14 protein-coding genes, 2 pseudogenes and 1 other annotated feature are annotated in these 14,669 nt (G+C 31.3%); of the genes and pseudogenes, 13 read left to right on the forward strand and 3 right to left on the reverse strand.

Annotated elements, in window-relative coordinates:
- Positions 1-105 precede the first annotated feature (105 nt).
- The 7 genes and pseudogenes from EGX95_RS11495 (at position 106) to EGX95_RS11525 (ending at position 6,710) form a co-directional block, all read left to right on the forward strand.
- Complete coding sequence (locus tag EGX95_RS11495) at positions 106-702, forward strand: TetR/AcrR family transcriptional regulator (RefSeq protein WP_001042681.1); 597 nt, start codon at positions 106-108, stop codon at positions 700-702.
- Positions 703-786: 84 nt separating this feature from the next.
- Positions 787-1,608 (forward strand): SDR family NAD(P)-dependent oxidoreductase, encoded by an 822-nt coding sequence (locus tag EGX95_RS11500; protein ID WP_000344375.1) that lies wholly within the window; start codon positions 787-789, stop codon positions 1,606-1,608.
- 54 nt (positions 1,609-1,662) lie between these two features.
- Positions 1,663-1,921: a binding site (T-box leader), on the forward strand.
- A gap of 65 nt (positions 1,922-1,986) precedes the next feature.
- Complete coding sequence (locus tag EGX95_RS11505; protein WP_000793386.1) at positions 1,987-3,225, forward strand: MFS transporter; 1,239 nt, start codon at positions 1,987-1,989, stop codon at positions 3,223-3,225.
- 111 nt (positions 3,226-3,336) lie between these two features.
- The gene (locus EGX95_RS11510) at positions 3,337-4,359 is read left to right on the forward strand and encodes a serine hydrolase domain-containing protein (protein WP_000850783.1); all 1,023 of its coding nucleotides are present in this window, start codon (positions 3,337-3,339) and stop codon (positions 4,357-4,359) included.
- 4 nt (positions 4,360-4,363) lie between these two features.
- Positions 4,364-4,943: pseudogene (locus EGX95_RS11515) on the forward strand (GNAT family N-acetyltransferase).
- 254 nt (positions 4,944-5,197) lie between these two features.
- Positions 5,198-5,704, forward strand: coding sequence for a DUF3189 family protein (locus tag EGX95_RS11520; RefSeq protein WP_000576331.1), 507 nt, complete (start codon positions 5,198-5,200; stop codon positions 5,702-5,704).
- Between the two features lie 199 nt (positions 5,705-5,903).
- Complete coding sequence (locus EGX95_RS11525; RefSeq protein ID WP_000831948.1) at positions 5,904-6,710, forward strand: DegV family protein; 807 nt, start codon at positions 5,904-5,906, stop codon at positions 6,708-6,710.
- A 173-nt stretch (positions 6,711-6,883) separates the two neighbouring features.
- On the opposite strand, the gene EGX95_RS11530 is transcribed toward EGX95_RS11525, so the two are convergent.
- Positions 6,884-7,456: a DJ-1/PfpI family protein gene (locus EGX95_RS11530; RefSeq protein ID WP_000684438.1), complete on the reverse strand. Its 573-nt coding sequence runs from the start codon at positions 7,454-7,456 to the stop codon at positions 6,884-6,886.
- A gap of 287 nt (positions 7,457-7,743) precedes the next feature.
- Here EGX95_RS11530 and EGX95_RS11535 point away from each other — a divergent pair.
- The 3 genes and pseudogenes from EGX95_RS11535 to EGX95_RS11545 all read left to right on the forward strand — a co-directional run.
- Positions 7,744-7,812 (forward strand): annotated as a pseudogene (locus EGX95_RS11535) (glutamine amidotransferase); the annotation flags it as partial.
- Between the two features lie 126 nt (positions 7,813-7,938).
- Complete coding sequence (locus tag EGX95_RS11540; protein WP_000690076.1) at positions 7,939-9,162, forward strand: MerR family transcriptional regulator; 1,224 nt, start codon at positions 7,939-7,941, stop codon at positions 9,160-9,162.
- 112 nt (positions 9,163-9,274) lie between these two features.
- Positions 9,275-10,579: an MFS transporter gene (locus EGX95_RS11545; RefSeq protein WP_000202839.1), complete on the forward strand. Its 1,305-nt coding sequence runs from the start codon at positions 9,275-9,277 to the stop codon at positions 10,577-10,579.
- Positions 10,580-10,619: 40 nt separating this feature from the next.
- On the opposite strand, the gene EGX95_RS11550 is transcribed toward EGX95_RS11545, so the two are convergent.
- On the reverse strand, positions 10,620-11,318 hold the full coding sequence (locus EGX95_RS11550) for a hypothetical protein (RefSeq protein WP_000035797.1): 699 nt from the start codon (positions 11,316-11,318) through the stop codon (positions 10,620-10,622).
- Positions 11,319-11,825: 507 nt separating this feature from the next.
- On the opposite strand from EGX95_RS11550, the gene EGX95_RS11555 reads away from it, so the two are divergent.
- The 3 genes from EGX95_RS11555 to EGX95_RS11565 all read left to right on the forward strand — a co-directional run bounded on the left by EGX95_RS11555 (position 11,826) and on the right by EGX95_RS11565 (position 13,979).
- On the forward strand, positions 11,826-12,626 hold the full coding sequence (locus tag EGX95_RS11555; protein WP_001009766.1) for a GNAT family N-acetyltransferase: 801 nt from the start codon (positions 11,826-11,828) through the stop codon (positions 12,624-12,626).
- A gap of 45 nt (positions 12,627-12,671) precedes the next feature.
- Positions 12,672-13,535, forward strand: coding sequence for a glycerophosphodiester phosphodiesterase (locus EGX95_RS11560; RefSeq protein ID WP_000725532.1), 864 nt, complete (start codon positions 12,672-12,674; stop codon positions 13,533-13,535).
- A gap of 96 nt (positions 13,536-13,631) precedes the next feature.
- Positions 13,632-13,979: a VOC family protein gene (locus tag EGX95_RS11565; RefSeq protein WP_001101470.1), complete on the forward strand. Its 348-nt coding sequence runs from the start codon at positions 13,632-13,634 to the stop codon at positions 13,977-13,979.
- 151 nt (positions 13,980-14,130) lie between these two features.
- Here EGX95_RS11565 and EGX95_RS11570 read toward each other — a convergent pair whose 3' ends face one another.
- Positions 14,131-14,592: a DUF2306 domain-containing protein gene (locus EGX95_RS11570; protein WP_000021737.1), complete on the reverse strand. Its 462-nt coding sequence runs from the start codon at positions 14,590-14,592 to the stop codon at positions 14,131-14,133.
- Positions 14,593-14,669: the final 77 nt, after the last annotated feature.

Raw genomic sequence — 14,669 nt, forward strand, 5'->3', positions numbered from 1 at the left:
ATAATAAATAAGATTTTTAACAGTTACTAAAACAGAAAAACCTACATATATTGAAATTAGAACGACTGTTCAAATTTTTGTATGAAACGACGGAAGGAGTCTACATTGAATAAAAGACGATACGATAGCGATTTAGCCAAAGAAATAATAGCAGAGAAGGCGACAGAATTATTTTCCTTAAAAGGATATACAAGAACTTCAATTGATAACATTGCAAAAGCCTCTGGTTATAGTAAAGGACATATATATTACCATTATAAAAATAAAGAAGAATTATTTGTTTATTTAGCTAAAGACAGTATGAGAAATTGGTACGATAAATGGGAAATAGCAGAAAAACAGTATACAAACGCTACTGGGAAATTATATGGGATAGCTAAATTTGTACTTTATAATTACAAAACGCCATTATTAAGAGCAGGACAAGAACTTGCCTCTGATCCGAGCGCGAACCCTTCTACAATTCAACAACTCTATGGTTTAGCTGTTATCCCTTTAAAAACATATCAAAAAATTTTGGATGAAGGTATACAAAGTGGTGAATTTTATATAGAAAATGTTGAGGATTCAAGTCTTTTATTAGGTTCATGGCTAGGTGGATTATGTCAATTCATTCATTCATTTGAAACAGAGAAATTAGAAGTTTTATTTAATGAAGCCATTACGATTTTTTTACTTTCTATTTCAAACAAACATGCGTAGCATTACAAGCGAATTAGAACGATTGTTCAAATCTTTACACTCGTCCGTTTTCATTATATGTATTAACAACAGGAGGTTTTTTATATGGATGAACAAAGAGTCGCAATTATAACTGGCGGAGCTTCTGGTATCGGTAAAGCTTTAGCTATTCAATTAGCAAATAAAGATATATTTGTAATTATCGCAGATATTAATGAAACAAGTGGTCAAGAGCTTGTAAATAATATAAAAAATAATAATCAACTAGCTAGGTTTGAATATTTAGATGTTACTAACGCTGAATCCGTAGAGGAACTTATTATAAAAATAGTCAATGAGTTTGGTAGAATTGATTATATGTTTAATAATGCTGGAATTGCTATGTATGGAGAAGTATTCGATATGTCTTTAGATAATTGGAAACATATTATTGAAATAAATTTATTAGGAGTAATTTACGGGACACAATTGGCTTACCAATTCATGAAAAAACAAGGATTTGGTCATATCATTAATACTGCGTCTGCAACAGGTTTAGGACCTGCTCCACTTTGTACCGCGTACGCAACAACAAAACATGCTATCGTCGGTTTAACAACGTCATTACATTATGAGGCAGAAGAATACGGTGTAAATGTAAGTGTACTTTGTCCAACTTTTGTAGATACACCCATATTTGAAAAATCAATTGCAATTAATATGAATAAGGGTCAAATTATAAAACAATTAAAAACAAATAAGCCGATTTCAGCAGACAAGTTTGCTGAAATTGTACTGAAAGCTATTCATAAAAATAAATTAGTTATATGTCCAATGCCGTTTAAAAAAACAATGGACGTATTCTTTACCTTATTTCCTTATCTTCATAAAAAGCTAATGCGTTTCATATGCCGAATTGGTCGAAAAGCAAAAATGACCCAACTATAAATATCTGATTATTTTTTATTTACAGTTAAATACAAATGTGATAATATGGGAAAATCAAATGCAGTGAAGAGAAGAGTAAATAAAATGAATTTTTCACAGAGAGCTCCATTTAGCTGAAAAGGAGTAAAAATTCTTTATTGAACCAAGCCTCTGAGCAGCGCATCGGAACCTATAATTAGGGGGTGGTGTGACGGGAGCTCCCGTTATAGAGCTATGGTATAAGCATGAATTAGAATGCAGTACCAGATAAGGTTAATATGGTGACATATTAACAAACTAGGGTGGCACCGCGATGATAAATCTCGTCCCTAAGACTAACGGTCTTGGGGGTGGGATTTTTTTATTGGTTTAAAACACTTTGGAAAGCGGGGGCCTAAAATGAAAAACTTACTTAACGATTGGAAATATCCTTTATTACTACTGTCCGGAGTTGGTATTGCAAATTTAGGGGCATGGATTTACTTAATAGCACTGAATGTACTTGTCTATCATATGGGTGGCTCAGCCTTAGCTGTTGCTACTTTATATGTAATTAACCCATTAGCTACTCTATTTACAAACGCTTGGTCAGGAAGTATGATTGATCGTTTAAATAAACGGAAATTAATGATTTACCTCGATATATATCGCGCGGTATGTATCGCTATTTTACCATTACTTCCATCACTTTGGGTCGTTTATGTATTCGTATTCTTTATTAGTATGGCCAATGCAATTTATGAGCCAACTGCGATGACGTATATGACGAAATTAATACCAGTTGAACAAAGACAACGTTTCAACTCATTGCGTAGTTTAATAGGGTCTGGTGCCTCTGTAATTGGACCATCGATAGCGGGAGCATTGTTAATAGCAAGTACATCAGAGGTTGCAATATATATAAATGCTATAGCGTTTCTCTTATCAGGAATAATTACATTGCTATTACCTAATCTTGATAAAAAACCTGATATTCATACATCAAATGACAGGTTGTCTTTAGCTGTACTAAAAAAAGATTGGACCATCGTTTTAAATTTCAGTAAAAAGTCTTTGTATATCGTTTTCGTGTACTTCTTATTTCAAGGGATGATGGTGTTAGCTGCCGCAAATGATTCACTTGAATTGTCATTTGCGAAAGAAGTTTTATTGTTAACAGATAGTGAATATGGTTTTTTAGTTAGTATTGCTGGAGCCGGATTTATTTTAGGAGCAATAACAAATACAATTTTATCAAAAAAATTAACACCTTCATTTTTAATTGGAATAGGATCATTTTTCATCGCAATCGGTTATATAATTTATGCTTTTTCAAATGAGTTTTTAATAGCTGCTATCGGATTCTTTATTTTATCTTTCTCTATGGCATATGCAAATACAGGATATTATACCTTTTATCAAAACAACGTTCCCGTTCACATAATGGGACGGATTGGAAGTATATATGGACTAGTAATTGCCGGCATAACCATTTTGATTACGATTCTATTCGGAGTTGCAACTCAATTTATTTCTATACAACTTGTAGTTATTGTAGGATCATTGGTAATGTTACTTATAACTATTATATTGTGTGTGTTTACTTTATTGCCATCACATTCTAAAGTGCATTCTTCTGAGTCAATACATTCGAAATAATTCTCTTAGTTTTGATTTGAATCTTACGATGTTCAATAGGAGGGTTATCCCTCCTATATATGGAAATATAAAAAAGGAGAACAATATTGATAAACGAGGGTGATTTTTGTAATGAAAACAAAAAATCAAATAGATAACATTGTAAAAGAAATATATCGTCATATAGATTTCTCTGGGGTAATTTTAGTGAAAGAAAAAAAGGGCATAGTTTATGAAGAAGCGTTTGGTTATGCAAATCGAAATGAGTATATAAACAATACGCTACAAACTAGGTTTGGAATTGCCTCCGGCTGTAAAATATTCACAGCAATTGGCATTTGTCAACTTGTTGAAAGAGGTGTAATTACTTTTCATACAAAGTTAAAAGATTGTTTAAGTATTAAATTTTCAAATTTCAATGAAGATATTACAATACATCACCTTCTGACACATAGTTCGGGTATTCCGGATTATTTTGATGAAAGTATTTTGGATAACTTTGAGGATCTTTGGAAAGAAACTCCTATGTATCTATTAAAAAATTTAAAAGACTTTTTACCATTATTTCAAAACAGAGATATGATGTTTGCGCCTGGAAGTAAGTTTCACTACAACAATGCTGGTTTTATCATACTGGGGTTAATAATCGAAGAACAGACAGGACTTAAATTTACGGAGTATATAGAAACAAATATATTTAAATTAATTGGTATGAATGATTCTGGCTATTTTTCTTTAGATAGATTACCAAAGCAGACAGCTCTCGGATATATAAAAGATGAAATTAGCCAGACATGGAGAACAAATGCTTACTCTATTCCGATAAAAGGTGGTTCTGATGGTGGAGCTTTTATTACTGCGCCAGACATGATGAAGTTTTGGGAAGCGTTATTTAACTATGAAATCATAAGCCAAGAATATACAAAAATACTTTTAACTCCTCACATCCAAGTAAATAGTTATCAATCTTACGGCTATGGAATATGGATTGAAATAAGAGAAAACAAGATATTCAAATATCATGTAATGGGATATGATCCAGGCGTCAGTTTTCGCTCGGCCGTATATCCAGACTTAGGGATTACATTAGTTATTCCGTCAAATAAAGGGGCAGGACCCGAAAAATTAATGATAGAAATAGAAGGAGCTTTTTAATTATATGGATATAGAAATTAGATCGTATAGAAAAGAGGATGAAACCCGTTGGGTACGTTGCCGTGTGTTATCTTTTCTAGATACAGCATATTATGATAATGTACTTAGAGAGAAAGAAAAATATGAAAATTCTACTATTGAATTAGTAGCTGTATATGAAAATCAAATTGTGGGTTTAATAGATATTGAATATGAATTAGAAGAACGTACAGTTTGTTCAAGAGGAACTGGTCTTGGCGGCATGATTTGGCATATTGTTCCGTAGAATGAAGATTGGTAATCAGCTATTAAAGGAAGCGGAGAAGTTAGCGAATGAACGTAACCTAAATCGCCTGGAAGCCTGGACTAGGGACAATCCATGGGTACATGGATTGTACGAAAATAACGGATTTGTAAAAGTAGATTCCTATTTACACGTATATAGCGATCATACAGACGAGATAAAAGGTGTAATGAAAAGTAATATAGATCAGTTATATCCAATTCAAACATTTGCTCATTATACAGGTGAAAATAAAGAAGACATAAGAAAACAATTTAAACGAGTGCATGATTGTTTTTGTTTTGAAAAGTATTTTAACTAACAATTCATACGTGTTAAAGTATACATTTATTTTGAATAAAGATGATAAAAGACGTACGAGTCAAAAGTACGTCTTTTTACTTTTATAAATAAGCTTATGGCTATTACATGATATACCGTAATAAAAAGACGATAGTATAATCAAAAAATATATTATGAATTAACGAAAACTGTAAATACAATCATCCCTTGTTTAACAATGCTGTGAACGGTAATACTAAATAACATTGAACTTTTATAACAAGGGATGATCATATGATATTCATTTACACGGATTTCGGCGGAACGCATTCAACTGCACTTGCAGCAGCCTATCATTTAAATAAATTACCAACGGATCGTAAGCTAACAAAAGAAGAAATATTAAATGTGGATTACTTTAATAAATTGAAAACTGAAGATATGGGGAAAATTATTTTTCATGGAGTAGATGAAAATGGTAACCCGGTTTATACGATTGGATGCGGCGCATCAAAAATCGTTGTACCTGCGATGAAGCATTTAGGAGAGATTCTGCAAAAACATTATCAAAGTCATGAAAAGATTGTTTTTTCTAATACATCACCAACAGTACCTTTACCAATGACTTTTGGCGGTCTGTTTTCTAGAAGGTTTCACATCGACTTTATCGGTGTACCATTACTCGTATGGGGTGCAAAACTTAGCTGTGATAATGTACAAAGACTTGTTAGTTATACGAAAGAAGCCGGCCGATTAACAAATGATTATGTTGTGATTTTAGATAATGAAACTTTTAAATAATGTAGGATAAAAGGAAAATCAAGCAAATTTCTTGATTTTCTTTTTAATTTGTGAAAAAGACAAGAAATATTCACATTTATCATCTATCTACTATAGCCAAAACAATAAAGTCCTGTTACTATTACAGGGATATTCTCTTTTCATAACATAAATATATAGAAAAATTAGAAAAGAGGAATTGAATTAAGGGAGGAACAACATGAAGCGTGTTGCTTGGATTACTGATAGTACAACTGCGAGTTTTACAACAGAAGGAGATAACTTTGTTATCCCAATTGAAGTTATTATTGATGGTGTGTCGTACAAAGATTGTGAAGAAGGTGTGCGTGAGCGCGTTTATAATGCTTTAAACGAAGGTAAAACTGTCACTACATCACAACCTAACATAGGGGAAATGGTAGAGTTATTTTCGAAATGCAAAGAAGAATATGAAGAAGGATTTGCAGTTGCTATTAGCGGAAAAGTAAGTGGAACCTATCAAAATATGAAGTTAGCTGCAGAAATGGCAGGTTTCCCATTAACGGTATTAGATAGTGAAACAACAAGTTATCCAATGGACGAACTAATTAGAAAAGCAAAATCGTTATACAATGATGGTATGACTTTACAAGATATACACAAAACATTAGTAGATGAAAAAAGAAGACCTTTCCACGTATTCCCGAAAAGTTTAAAAGGCCTTTATGCAAGTGGACGTGTAAAGGGAGTTCAATTTTTACTTGGAAGTTTATTAAGTGTCAACTTAATATTAGAAGTAAAAGGCGGAGAGCTTTTACTTGAAAAGAAAGTTCGTAAAATCCAAAAATGTCGAGAATACATTAAAAATGAACTTGAAAAAGAATTGCCAAAAGTACTTCACATGTTCCATGCTAACGATAAAGATGGAGCTGAAGAATGGATTTCAGATATTAGACAAGCATTCCCTGAAATGGATTTCAAATTATATCCATTACCAATTTCATTTGCGGTACATGCAGGTGAAGGTACAATAGCAATTAGTTATTAAGAAGAAAACCCGTAAATGATACGCGGGTTTTTTTATTTATAAATGGTGCATACCACGCCACCATCAAGTTGAAGTTTTATAGCACTCTAGAACGAAATTTGTGTTAACTCGAAACAAAAATCTTATTTTATCATTTTTGGAGAGCAACCACAATTTCTTGACTTGATTTGAGATTAAAAATATAAACCTTTTCCTACTGGCTGAACAGTTTCTAGTACAATATCAACCATTTCCTCATTAAGTAGGGTCCTTATAATCCAAGCTGATAGTTCTTGAGCAGCAAAACAGCCCGCAGCAGTCGAGATATTTCCTTCGTTTACGAAACTTTTCTCAATAACGTCTACACCAAATTCTTTAAGCTGTGCTACTGCTGAGGGATATGTAGTAGCTTTTTTACCAGTTAGTAATTTTTTAGCTCCTAATAGTAGTGAACCAGAACACATAGATCCTATTAATTGTCTTTGAGGATCTACATGAATGCTATTAATATATTGTTGATTTTTATATAAATCCTTTACACCTTTACCACTTGCAAATATTACAGCGTCGGCAAAAGGGATATCAGATATGCTTCCTGTCATGGGAATACGCAAGCCAGACATAGATATATGAGATTGTTCCGTCCCTAAAAGCTGGACATCCCAATCGGAAATACCACCGACTAAACGTACACGATTTAATAAATCCCATGGTAGAAAAACATCTATATCGGTAAAGTTATCGAAACAGACTATTGCAATTTTCATTTTCTAACCCTCCACTTATGTATATCATTTTATTAATAATATAAACATCTCTTTTTTATGTTCTATATCCAGTTATAAATCCCTGTATATTACACGTAGAGGAAGGAGAAGAGGTGTAGTGATTTTTTAACTCCTCTAAACATAAACAGGTATAATATCTTTTTCTTTGTTTCTATCGATTTTTTGTACAAAACCAAGATCTGTAGTAATAAATAGTAAGGTATTTGGGATGAAAATCTTTAAAATTCTCAAGGAAATAGGTGTAATTTATTACACATACAAATTACTGGAGTGAAGAAATTCATCAACCTATCTCGGAAAGAATTGACCAAGCTTTAAAGCTTGGTACTATATTATTAGGCACACCTATATAAAAAATACCCTCTTTTCATTCCATAAATAATGTTGATAAAAAAGAGAAAGGATTTTTAAAGGTAAAAATAGAAATCTATATAAAAAAATATTTAAATGGTAGGGATATTATGAAAATCGGTAAGTTTGGAGAAGTAAATAACATAAGTATTGATACGATTAGACATTATATGGATCTCAGTCTTATTATTCCTGAAAAAAAGGGAGGCCATTATTTTTTTGATGAGTATTGTCAAACAGATTTAGAACTTATAATACATTACAAAGATCTAGGATTTAGCTTGAATGAAATTAAAGAACTATTTTTTTATAAAAATTTAGCAAAATCTATGAATTACGAAAAAGATACCTTTTACCAATCTTTATTTAAACTAAAATATGACAAAATGGAACAGGAAATAGAACTTTTGGAGAAGAAACGGGATAAATTAAAGGGAGTGTTACATGATTTATTATTAACAAATGAAACTTCCAATACAATTATAGGGATAGATTTAAGTATACTACATTTACTTACATGTTCTAAGTGTAGACAAAAACTAATTCTTCAAGATGGAATTATTAATAACAATCAAATTACCGAGGGAAAGTTAATTTGTAATTGTGGTGAAGAATATATAATTACTTCAGGAATAATAACTGCTGGTAAATCATTTAAAGCAAATGAGCGAACGTCACTTGAAAATATTATTTCGGATTATATTCATGAAACTGATAATGCATATTTGGAAAATATGCATAGAGAAGGGGAATGGGCGAAAAAGAAACTAATACATTTAGATTTAAATAACAAATTAATACTAGATATAGGATCAGGACTTGGGTTCTTTTTGAGGAGCATTTATGAAGAACTACCCGAAGATTGCCTATACATCGCAGTAGATAGAGATTTCAATAAACTTTTATTTTTAAAAGACGTATTAGCGAGAAAAAATCCGAGAAGAAATATTCTCTTTATCTGTGCAGATTTTTTGAACATCCCTATTCAAAATCGGTCAGTAGATATTGTAATTGATCACTCTGGTACGAGCAATTATAGTTTTGAACATGCGGATTTTTTACTTCACGAATTAAACCCACTTTTTAAATCCAATTGTTATTTATTAAGTTTATTTATTTTATTTAAAAATTTCAGCTTAAATAGCCAAATTACAAATAATTTTCGAGCAAATTTTACACTTTCAAAAATAAAGAAAGAACTCCAAAATCTACAGTTTCAATCCATTGATGAAAGTACTTCAAATTATTTGAAACGAGGCGGAAAGTACGAGGATTTCTTTGTTCAAGGTGAAGAAATTTATACATATTCATTTTTCGGAAAAAGATGGGGTTAACCCCATCTTTTATTTATTTCCCCTTAAAATTATTCAAATCGTACATATTGCGATTGGGTTGACCCAAGAACTTACAATGTACGTAACACAAAATTAGGCAGGGGGAAAAGTTATGACAAGTTTACGGTTACATATAGAAAATAAAAAAAGAAACCAAGAACTAAGGAATATTTGTTTATATTCAATTGCAAAAACAGTATCAATATTCGGTAGCTCTATTTATAGTTTCGCATTAGGATTGTATGTATTACAAATAACCGGATCTGCTTTAAATTTTGCGATTACGCTTATTTTAGGAACGATTCCAATGATTGTTATGAATCCATTTGCCGGTGTAATTGTTGATAAGGTTGATAAAAAGAAACTCGTCGTTTGTATGGATGTACTAAGCGGATGCTTATTAATAACTGTTTATATAGTAAGCAACTATTATGGGTTAAACTTATTCATCATTTATACTACTACCTTTCTGATGACAGTATTTACAACATTTTTTGTAATAGGTTTAGAGGCTGCAAAACCAAATATCGTCTCTAAAGAGAGACTAATGAGTCTTAACTCTATAAGTAAAATTATCGATTCTATATCTTTAATTCTAGGGCCTATGTTAGGGGGCATTGTTTTTGCAGTCTTTGAGATGAACACTTTTATAATCATTAACGGTATTTCATTTATCCTTTCGGCTATATCCATATTGTTTATCAACTTTAAATTGTGCGAGCAATACATAAATAAGGAATGTTCAATAAGGGAAATTAATTTTATGAAAGATATAAAGGAGGGATACTCTTACTTAATGGAGCGGGAGAGCTTAAAAAATACGTTTCGTATTTTAATTTCACTTAATTTTTTTCTGGGATTTTCTGTAACTGTTCCATTGCCATACATTATGAATACAGTTCTCAATATTAGTTCTAAACAATTTGGTTTGATCCAAGGGACTTTTCCAATAGGTATGATAGTTGGTGCAATAATAGTAAAAAAGATAACGAATCGTTTTTCTTATTCCTATCTATTGAAAAAAACAAGTTTTATGATGGCAATTTTTATGATAGTTTCAGGTGCACCTGTTCTATTCAAAAGTATTGAAGTGAATAAAATTGTATTTGTGACCATGTACTGCGCCATTATGTTCTTTTTAGGGTTAATGATAGCATTAATCGATATCCCTTTAATTTATTTTATGCAAAGAGAGATTCCAGATGAATATAGGGGCAGAGTGCTTAGTATTGGATTAAGTTTAGGTAAAATGATGCAGCCGATAGCACTGGCATTATCAGGTCTATTATTAAATCATATTCCATCCTACACGCTTCCAATTGGAGGAGGAATCGTATTTCTTATTTTAAATCAGGCTTACTCAAATAAATTGAATTTAGAAATTCATTCAAAAGGGTATAGTGTTGAACGTAATTAAATAATATCGAAATAGCGCAGGATCATCATCCTGCGCTTATCTATCGTAATTCAGCTGTTTTTCTAATAACAATCTTATCAATATCGTCTTCTTCATCACCAATAAATAACCCGCGTTCTTTTAAATACGCCTCAAAATATAAATCTGCTTCTGCACGTTCATCATATGGTTTTACAGATAGAACGAAACCTAATTTGTTTTGTTCCTCTAAATGAGAAGTGGAAATGTATGCCGGTACATTGTGGCGTAAAAAGAGTTCTTTAACCGGAATAATCATATCTTTCATTAATTTCGTTAACATACCCATTTCAAACTCGAAATTAAAACGATCTATACTACATAAATCGGCGAATACTACACCAATAAAACCTGTATTATATACTTCTTGATATTCTACTTCCTCGTTACCGTAAAAATTCTTTTCGATTAAATAATTTATAAAGTAAGCAACACCGTCACTTTGTTCAAAAGGCTTGGTTGAAAGAACAAATCCGATTTTCTTTTGTTTATGTAAATATACACATGACATGTATGCTGAAATGTTATGCTCTTTAAATAGAGAGCTTGTTGCCCCAGATAGACCATCTAATACGTGATGAACAATTTGAAGTTTTTTACGGGCGAAATAATAGGATTTCTTTTGTAACTCCAATGTATCAATAAAGACAGAGCCGATAAAGCCTGTATTTGAAATGATAGGTGTTTGCTTTTTTCTTCCTCTGCGCTTTGCTTGAGCCATTGTAAAAATCATCCCTTCATGTACAAGTAAAATAAAAAGAACGTTTGTTCGTATATTTATATTTTACTATTAAAACGCTATAAAGTAAAGGGTTTTTGACGAAAAAAACAACAAAAAAGACACCTGTAAAAGGTGTCTTAAACGCTGTAGGGAAGAGGGTTCATCCATACAATTTATATTATGATACAGAAACAATTTCTTCTGTTTCTTCTACATCTAAATGACAGTCCATTGTACGAACATCTTGATCTTCATGACTTCCGAAATAAATAGTAATTTTCATATGTATCGCTCCTTTATTCTAGGAATACCTAAAATAATTACTAGTAATGTTAATATTTATTATATACCACTTTTTTCATTCCGACAACGTTATATCGTTTTTTATTCTTTTAGGGCGCAAAGAGTAATGTAAAGAGATATTTTTATAGAAATAGGTACATTTCTTATATGTTATATTTAATACTGAAGTATTCGAATACAAATTTTATGAAAGGAGCAAAATGAATGAATTTTAAACAGTTACTAATTGATAATTTTACATATAAAACTTCATATATTGCGCGGCAGACACAGGGAATGAATGTAAAAGAAACGAAGGATTACATCGCTGTCGACTGTGGTTTACCTGCAGATACATTTAATATCATTACTTTACTAAACAATAATGTAACGGAAAATATCGAGAAATTATATAAGGAGGTAGCGTACTATAATCAAAAGAAATATCCAATGAGTGTTTGGTTTTGGGATGATAGGTACGAGCAGACTATAAAAAGCGAATTAATAAAACTGGACTTAAAAGAAGCAGAACAGAATATTGCAATGGTCGCAGAATTAAATACAATTCATCCAACAACAAACTTGCCAGAAGGTTTTACGATACAAAAAGCATCTTCGTCAGGACAAATTAAAAAGTTTGGAGAAGCGTTAGCTAGTCTATTTGGTACATCAGAGGAAGGGAAATATGTACAAGCATTCTACAATCAAACTGCTTCTGCCCATTTATGGAATAGTGAAAATATGAAACTGTACTTAGGGTTTTATAAAGATGAAGTCATATCGGTTGGTTCATTAGTATGTACACAAGATAGTATTGGTATTTATGATATAGCAACGAAAGAAGAAATGAGAGGAAAAGGATTTGGTTCTACTATGTTTCATTACTTGCTGCAAGAAGCAAAGGAATTAAACGTTGCTCAATGCGTATTACAAGCTTCACCTGATGGGATTAATATTTATAAAAAGTCTGGTTTTCAATCTGTTGGACAAATGACTGTATTTGAAAATCGACATTTATTTGAATAAATTATCCAAGCCAAATTGCTTTCATGTAGGAGCTAATACATCATTATGAAAAAGATTTATATCGTTACAATCATTTGCGCCTTTCTAGTAATAGGTACTTTTGTTTATTATAAAGTAAATGAACTTAAGTACACGAAAGCTATTAATCAATCAAATCACATAAAAAATATTTCACATAGAGGCGCCTCTGCCTATGCGCCGGAACATACAATACCAGCTTATACATTAGGACAACAATTAAAAGCAGATTATATAGAAATAGATCTTCAAATGACAAAAGATGGACATTTAGTAGCTATGCATGATGAAACATTAAATCGTACTACAAATGGGACAGGACTAGTTAAGGAACATACATTAGAAGAATTAAAGCAATTAAAGGCAGATTCTTCTTTTAATGAAAAACATCCAAATTTAGCAAAGAGAGAATACGAAAATGCTAAAGTTCCAACACTCGAAGAAGTAATTGAAGTGTTTGGGCATGAAGCGAACTATTATATTGAAACAAAATCACCTGATGAATATCCAGGAATGGAAGAAAAGTTATTAGAAATTATCAATCACTATGAAATACAGGATAAAGTTATTATTCAATCATTTAGTGAAGAAAGTTTGCAAAAGCTACATAGTTTATATGTTAATATACCTCTAGTCCAATTACTATCTTACAAAAAAGCAGTTCAATTAACTGAATCAGAGATAAAAAAGTATAAAACATACTGCATCGGTCTTGGTATGAACTACAAATATATTGATGCAGCTTATGTAAAGAGAATAAAGAAACATGGATTAGAAGTTCATCCATTTACTGTAGATAATGAACAAGATATGAAAAGGTTACTTTTATGGGGAGTTGACGGGATATTTACGAATTACCCTGATCGTTTACATTCATTATTAAAGTCTTAATTAAAAGATACTATTTTTAACGTAATAATTTATAGAGGTTTTCGAGTAATATATAATTAAATTAATCTAGTTAAACTAAAAAGGAGTGTAAGTAGGATGAATGTATTAGCTGTTGTTCCACGCCTCTATGTTTCAGACTTACAAACTCATCTAGAATTTTACAAAATACTATTAAGGCAAGAAAAGCCACAAGAATTTCAAATGAATGGAACGCATGTAATTAGATTTACAAATTTACTTTTAATAGAAGAAGTGGATGAACCACTTAAGAAACGCGTTGCAGTAACAATCGTAATTGATAATCTCCAAGAAGTAAAAAAACTAATCTTAAACTATAATGGTGTAATTATCACTGAACCAATACAAATACCCACAGGTATGAAAATGATAGTTCGTCATCCAGATAATAACATCATTAAATACATAGAGCCGACATTAAAATGAAATTCGAAAAAGAATCCAAGACTTAAATTGGATTCTTTTTATTTAGCTCTAAGTGACTAACTTAAATCAATACGATTTTAAATTTATTAATATTACATTGAGCATGATTTTTCATAATAATCATCAGAAAGTAACGAAAATGTAATGAATTTTAACTACGCTTTTTATATTTTTTTGATACACTGGCTACGAGAGGAATACCGATTAATGTAGGTAAAAACCAAAACCATATAGGCGGCAATAAATTAATTATGGGGATATGAATACCTACGTTCACTAATAGTGCGGTAACGGCACCAATATAAGAACCTAACATACCTTTAATATGGTGGTGAAGCCAATTTTTCCAACGTTTTTTTCGTGCAAGGTAGCCATAAATCGCAAAAGCATAAGAGAAAATTGCTATATAAAATAAATATGCGATTTTATCCCAGTTTATAATGGATAATATAATTGCAGTAAGGGTTATGACCACATAGGATGCATGATATATTTCACCCCATTCCGTATGTTTTCCTTTCTTCTTTTGAGCAACCATCGCCACAATACCGGTAATTAAGCATATTGTCCCAAATAATATGTGGATGGTTAAAAGAATGTTAAAAATGCTCATAATAATTCCTCCTTTTTTATTTTTATAGTATTGCAGTATAGGAGAAAAGTTGAAAAACATCGTTTGTTCGTCTTAAT

Origin of the sequence: Bacillus sp. FDAARGOS_527, assembly GCF_003812125.1 — a bacterium.
Lineage (GTDB): Bacteria > Bacillota > Bacilli > Bacillales > Bacillaceae_G > Bacillus_A > Bacillus_A paranthracis.

Excerpts from the sequence above, each read along its gene's own strand:
- EGX95_RS11500 (WP_000344375.1), top strand. The coding sequence starts at position 787 with ATGGATGAACAAAGAGTCGCAATTATAACTGGCGGAGCTTCTGGTATC.
- EGX95_RS11505 (WP_000793386.1), top strand. The coding sequence starts at position 1,987 with ATGAAAAACTTACTTAACGATTGGAAATATCCTTTATTACTACTGTCC.
- EGX95_RS11510 (WP_000850783.1), top strand. The coding sequence starts at position 3,337 with ATGAAAACAAAAAATCAAATAGATAACATTGTAAAAGAAATATATCGT.
- EGX95_RS11520 (WP_000576331.1), top strand. The coding sequence starts at position 5,198 with ATGATATTCATTTACACGGATTTCGGCGGAACGCATTCAACTGCACTT.
- EGX95_RS11525 (WP_000831948.1), top strand. The coding sequence starts at position 5,904 with ATGAAGCGTGTTGCTTGGATTACTGATAGTACAACTGCGAGTTTTACA.
- EGX95_RS11530 (WP_000684438.1), bottom strand. The coding sequence starts at position 7,456 with ATGAAAATTGCAATAGTCTGTTTCGATAACTTTACCGATATAGATGTT.
- EGX95_RS11540 (WP_000690076.1), top strand. The coding sequence starts at position 7,939 with ATGAAAATCGGTAAGTTTGGAGAAGTAAATAACATAAGTATTGATACG.
- EGX95_RS11545 (WP_000202839.1), top strand. The coding sequence starts at position 9,275 with ATGACAAGTTTACGGTTACATATAGAAAATAAAAAAAGAAACCAAGAA.
- EGX95_RS11550 (WP_000035797.1), bottom strand. The coding sequence starts at position 11,318 with ATGGCTCAAGCAAAGCGCAGAGGAAGAAAAAAGCAAACACCTATCATT.
- EGX95_RS11555 (WP_001009766.1), top strand. The coding sequence starts at position 11,826 with ATGAATTTTAAACAGTTACTAATTGATAATTTTACATATAAAACTTCA.
- EGX95_RS11560 (WP_000725532.1), top strand. The coding sequence starts at position 12,672 with ATGAAAAAGATTTATATCGTTACAATCATTTGCGCCTTTCTAGTAATA.
- EGX95_RS11565 (WP_001101470.1), top strand. The coding sequence starts at position 13,632 with ATGAATGTATTAGCTGTTGTTCCACGCCTCTATGTTTCAGACTTACAA.
- EGX95_RS11570 (WP_000021737.1), bottom strand. The coding sequence starts at position 14,592 with ATGAGCATTTTTAACATTCTTTTAACCATCCACATATTATTTGGGACA.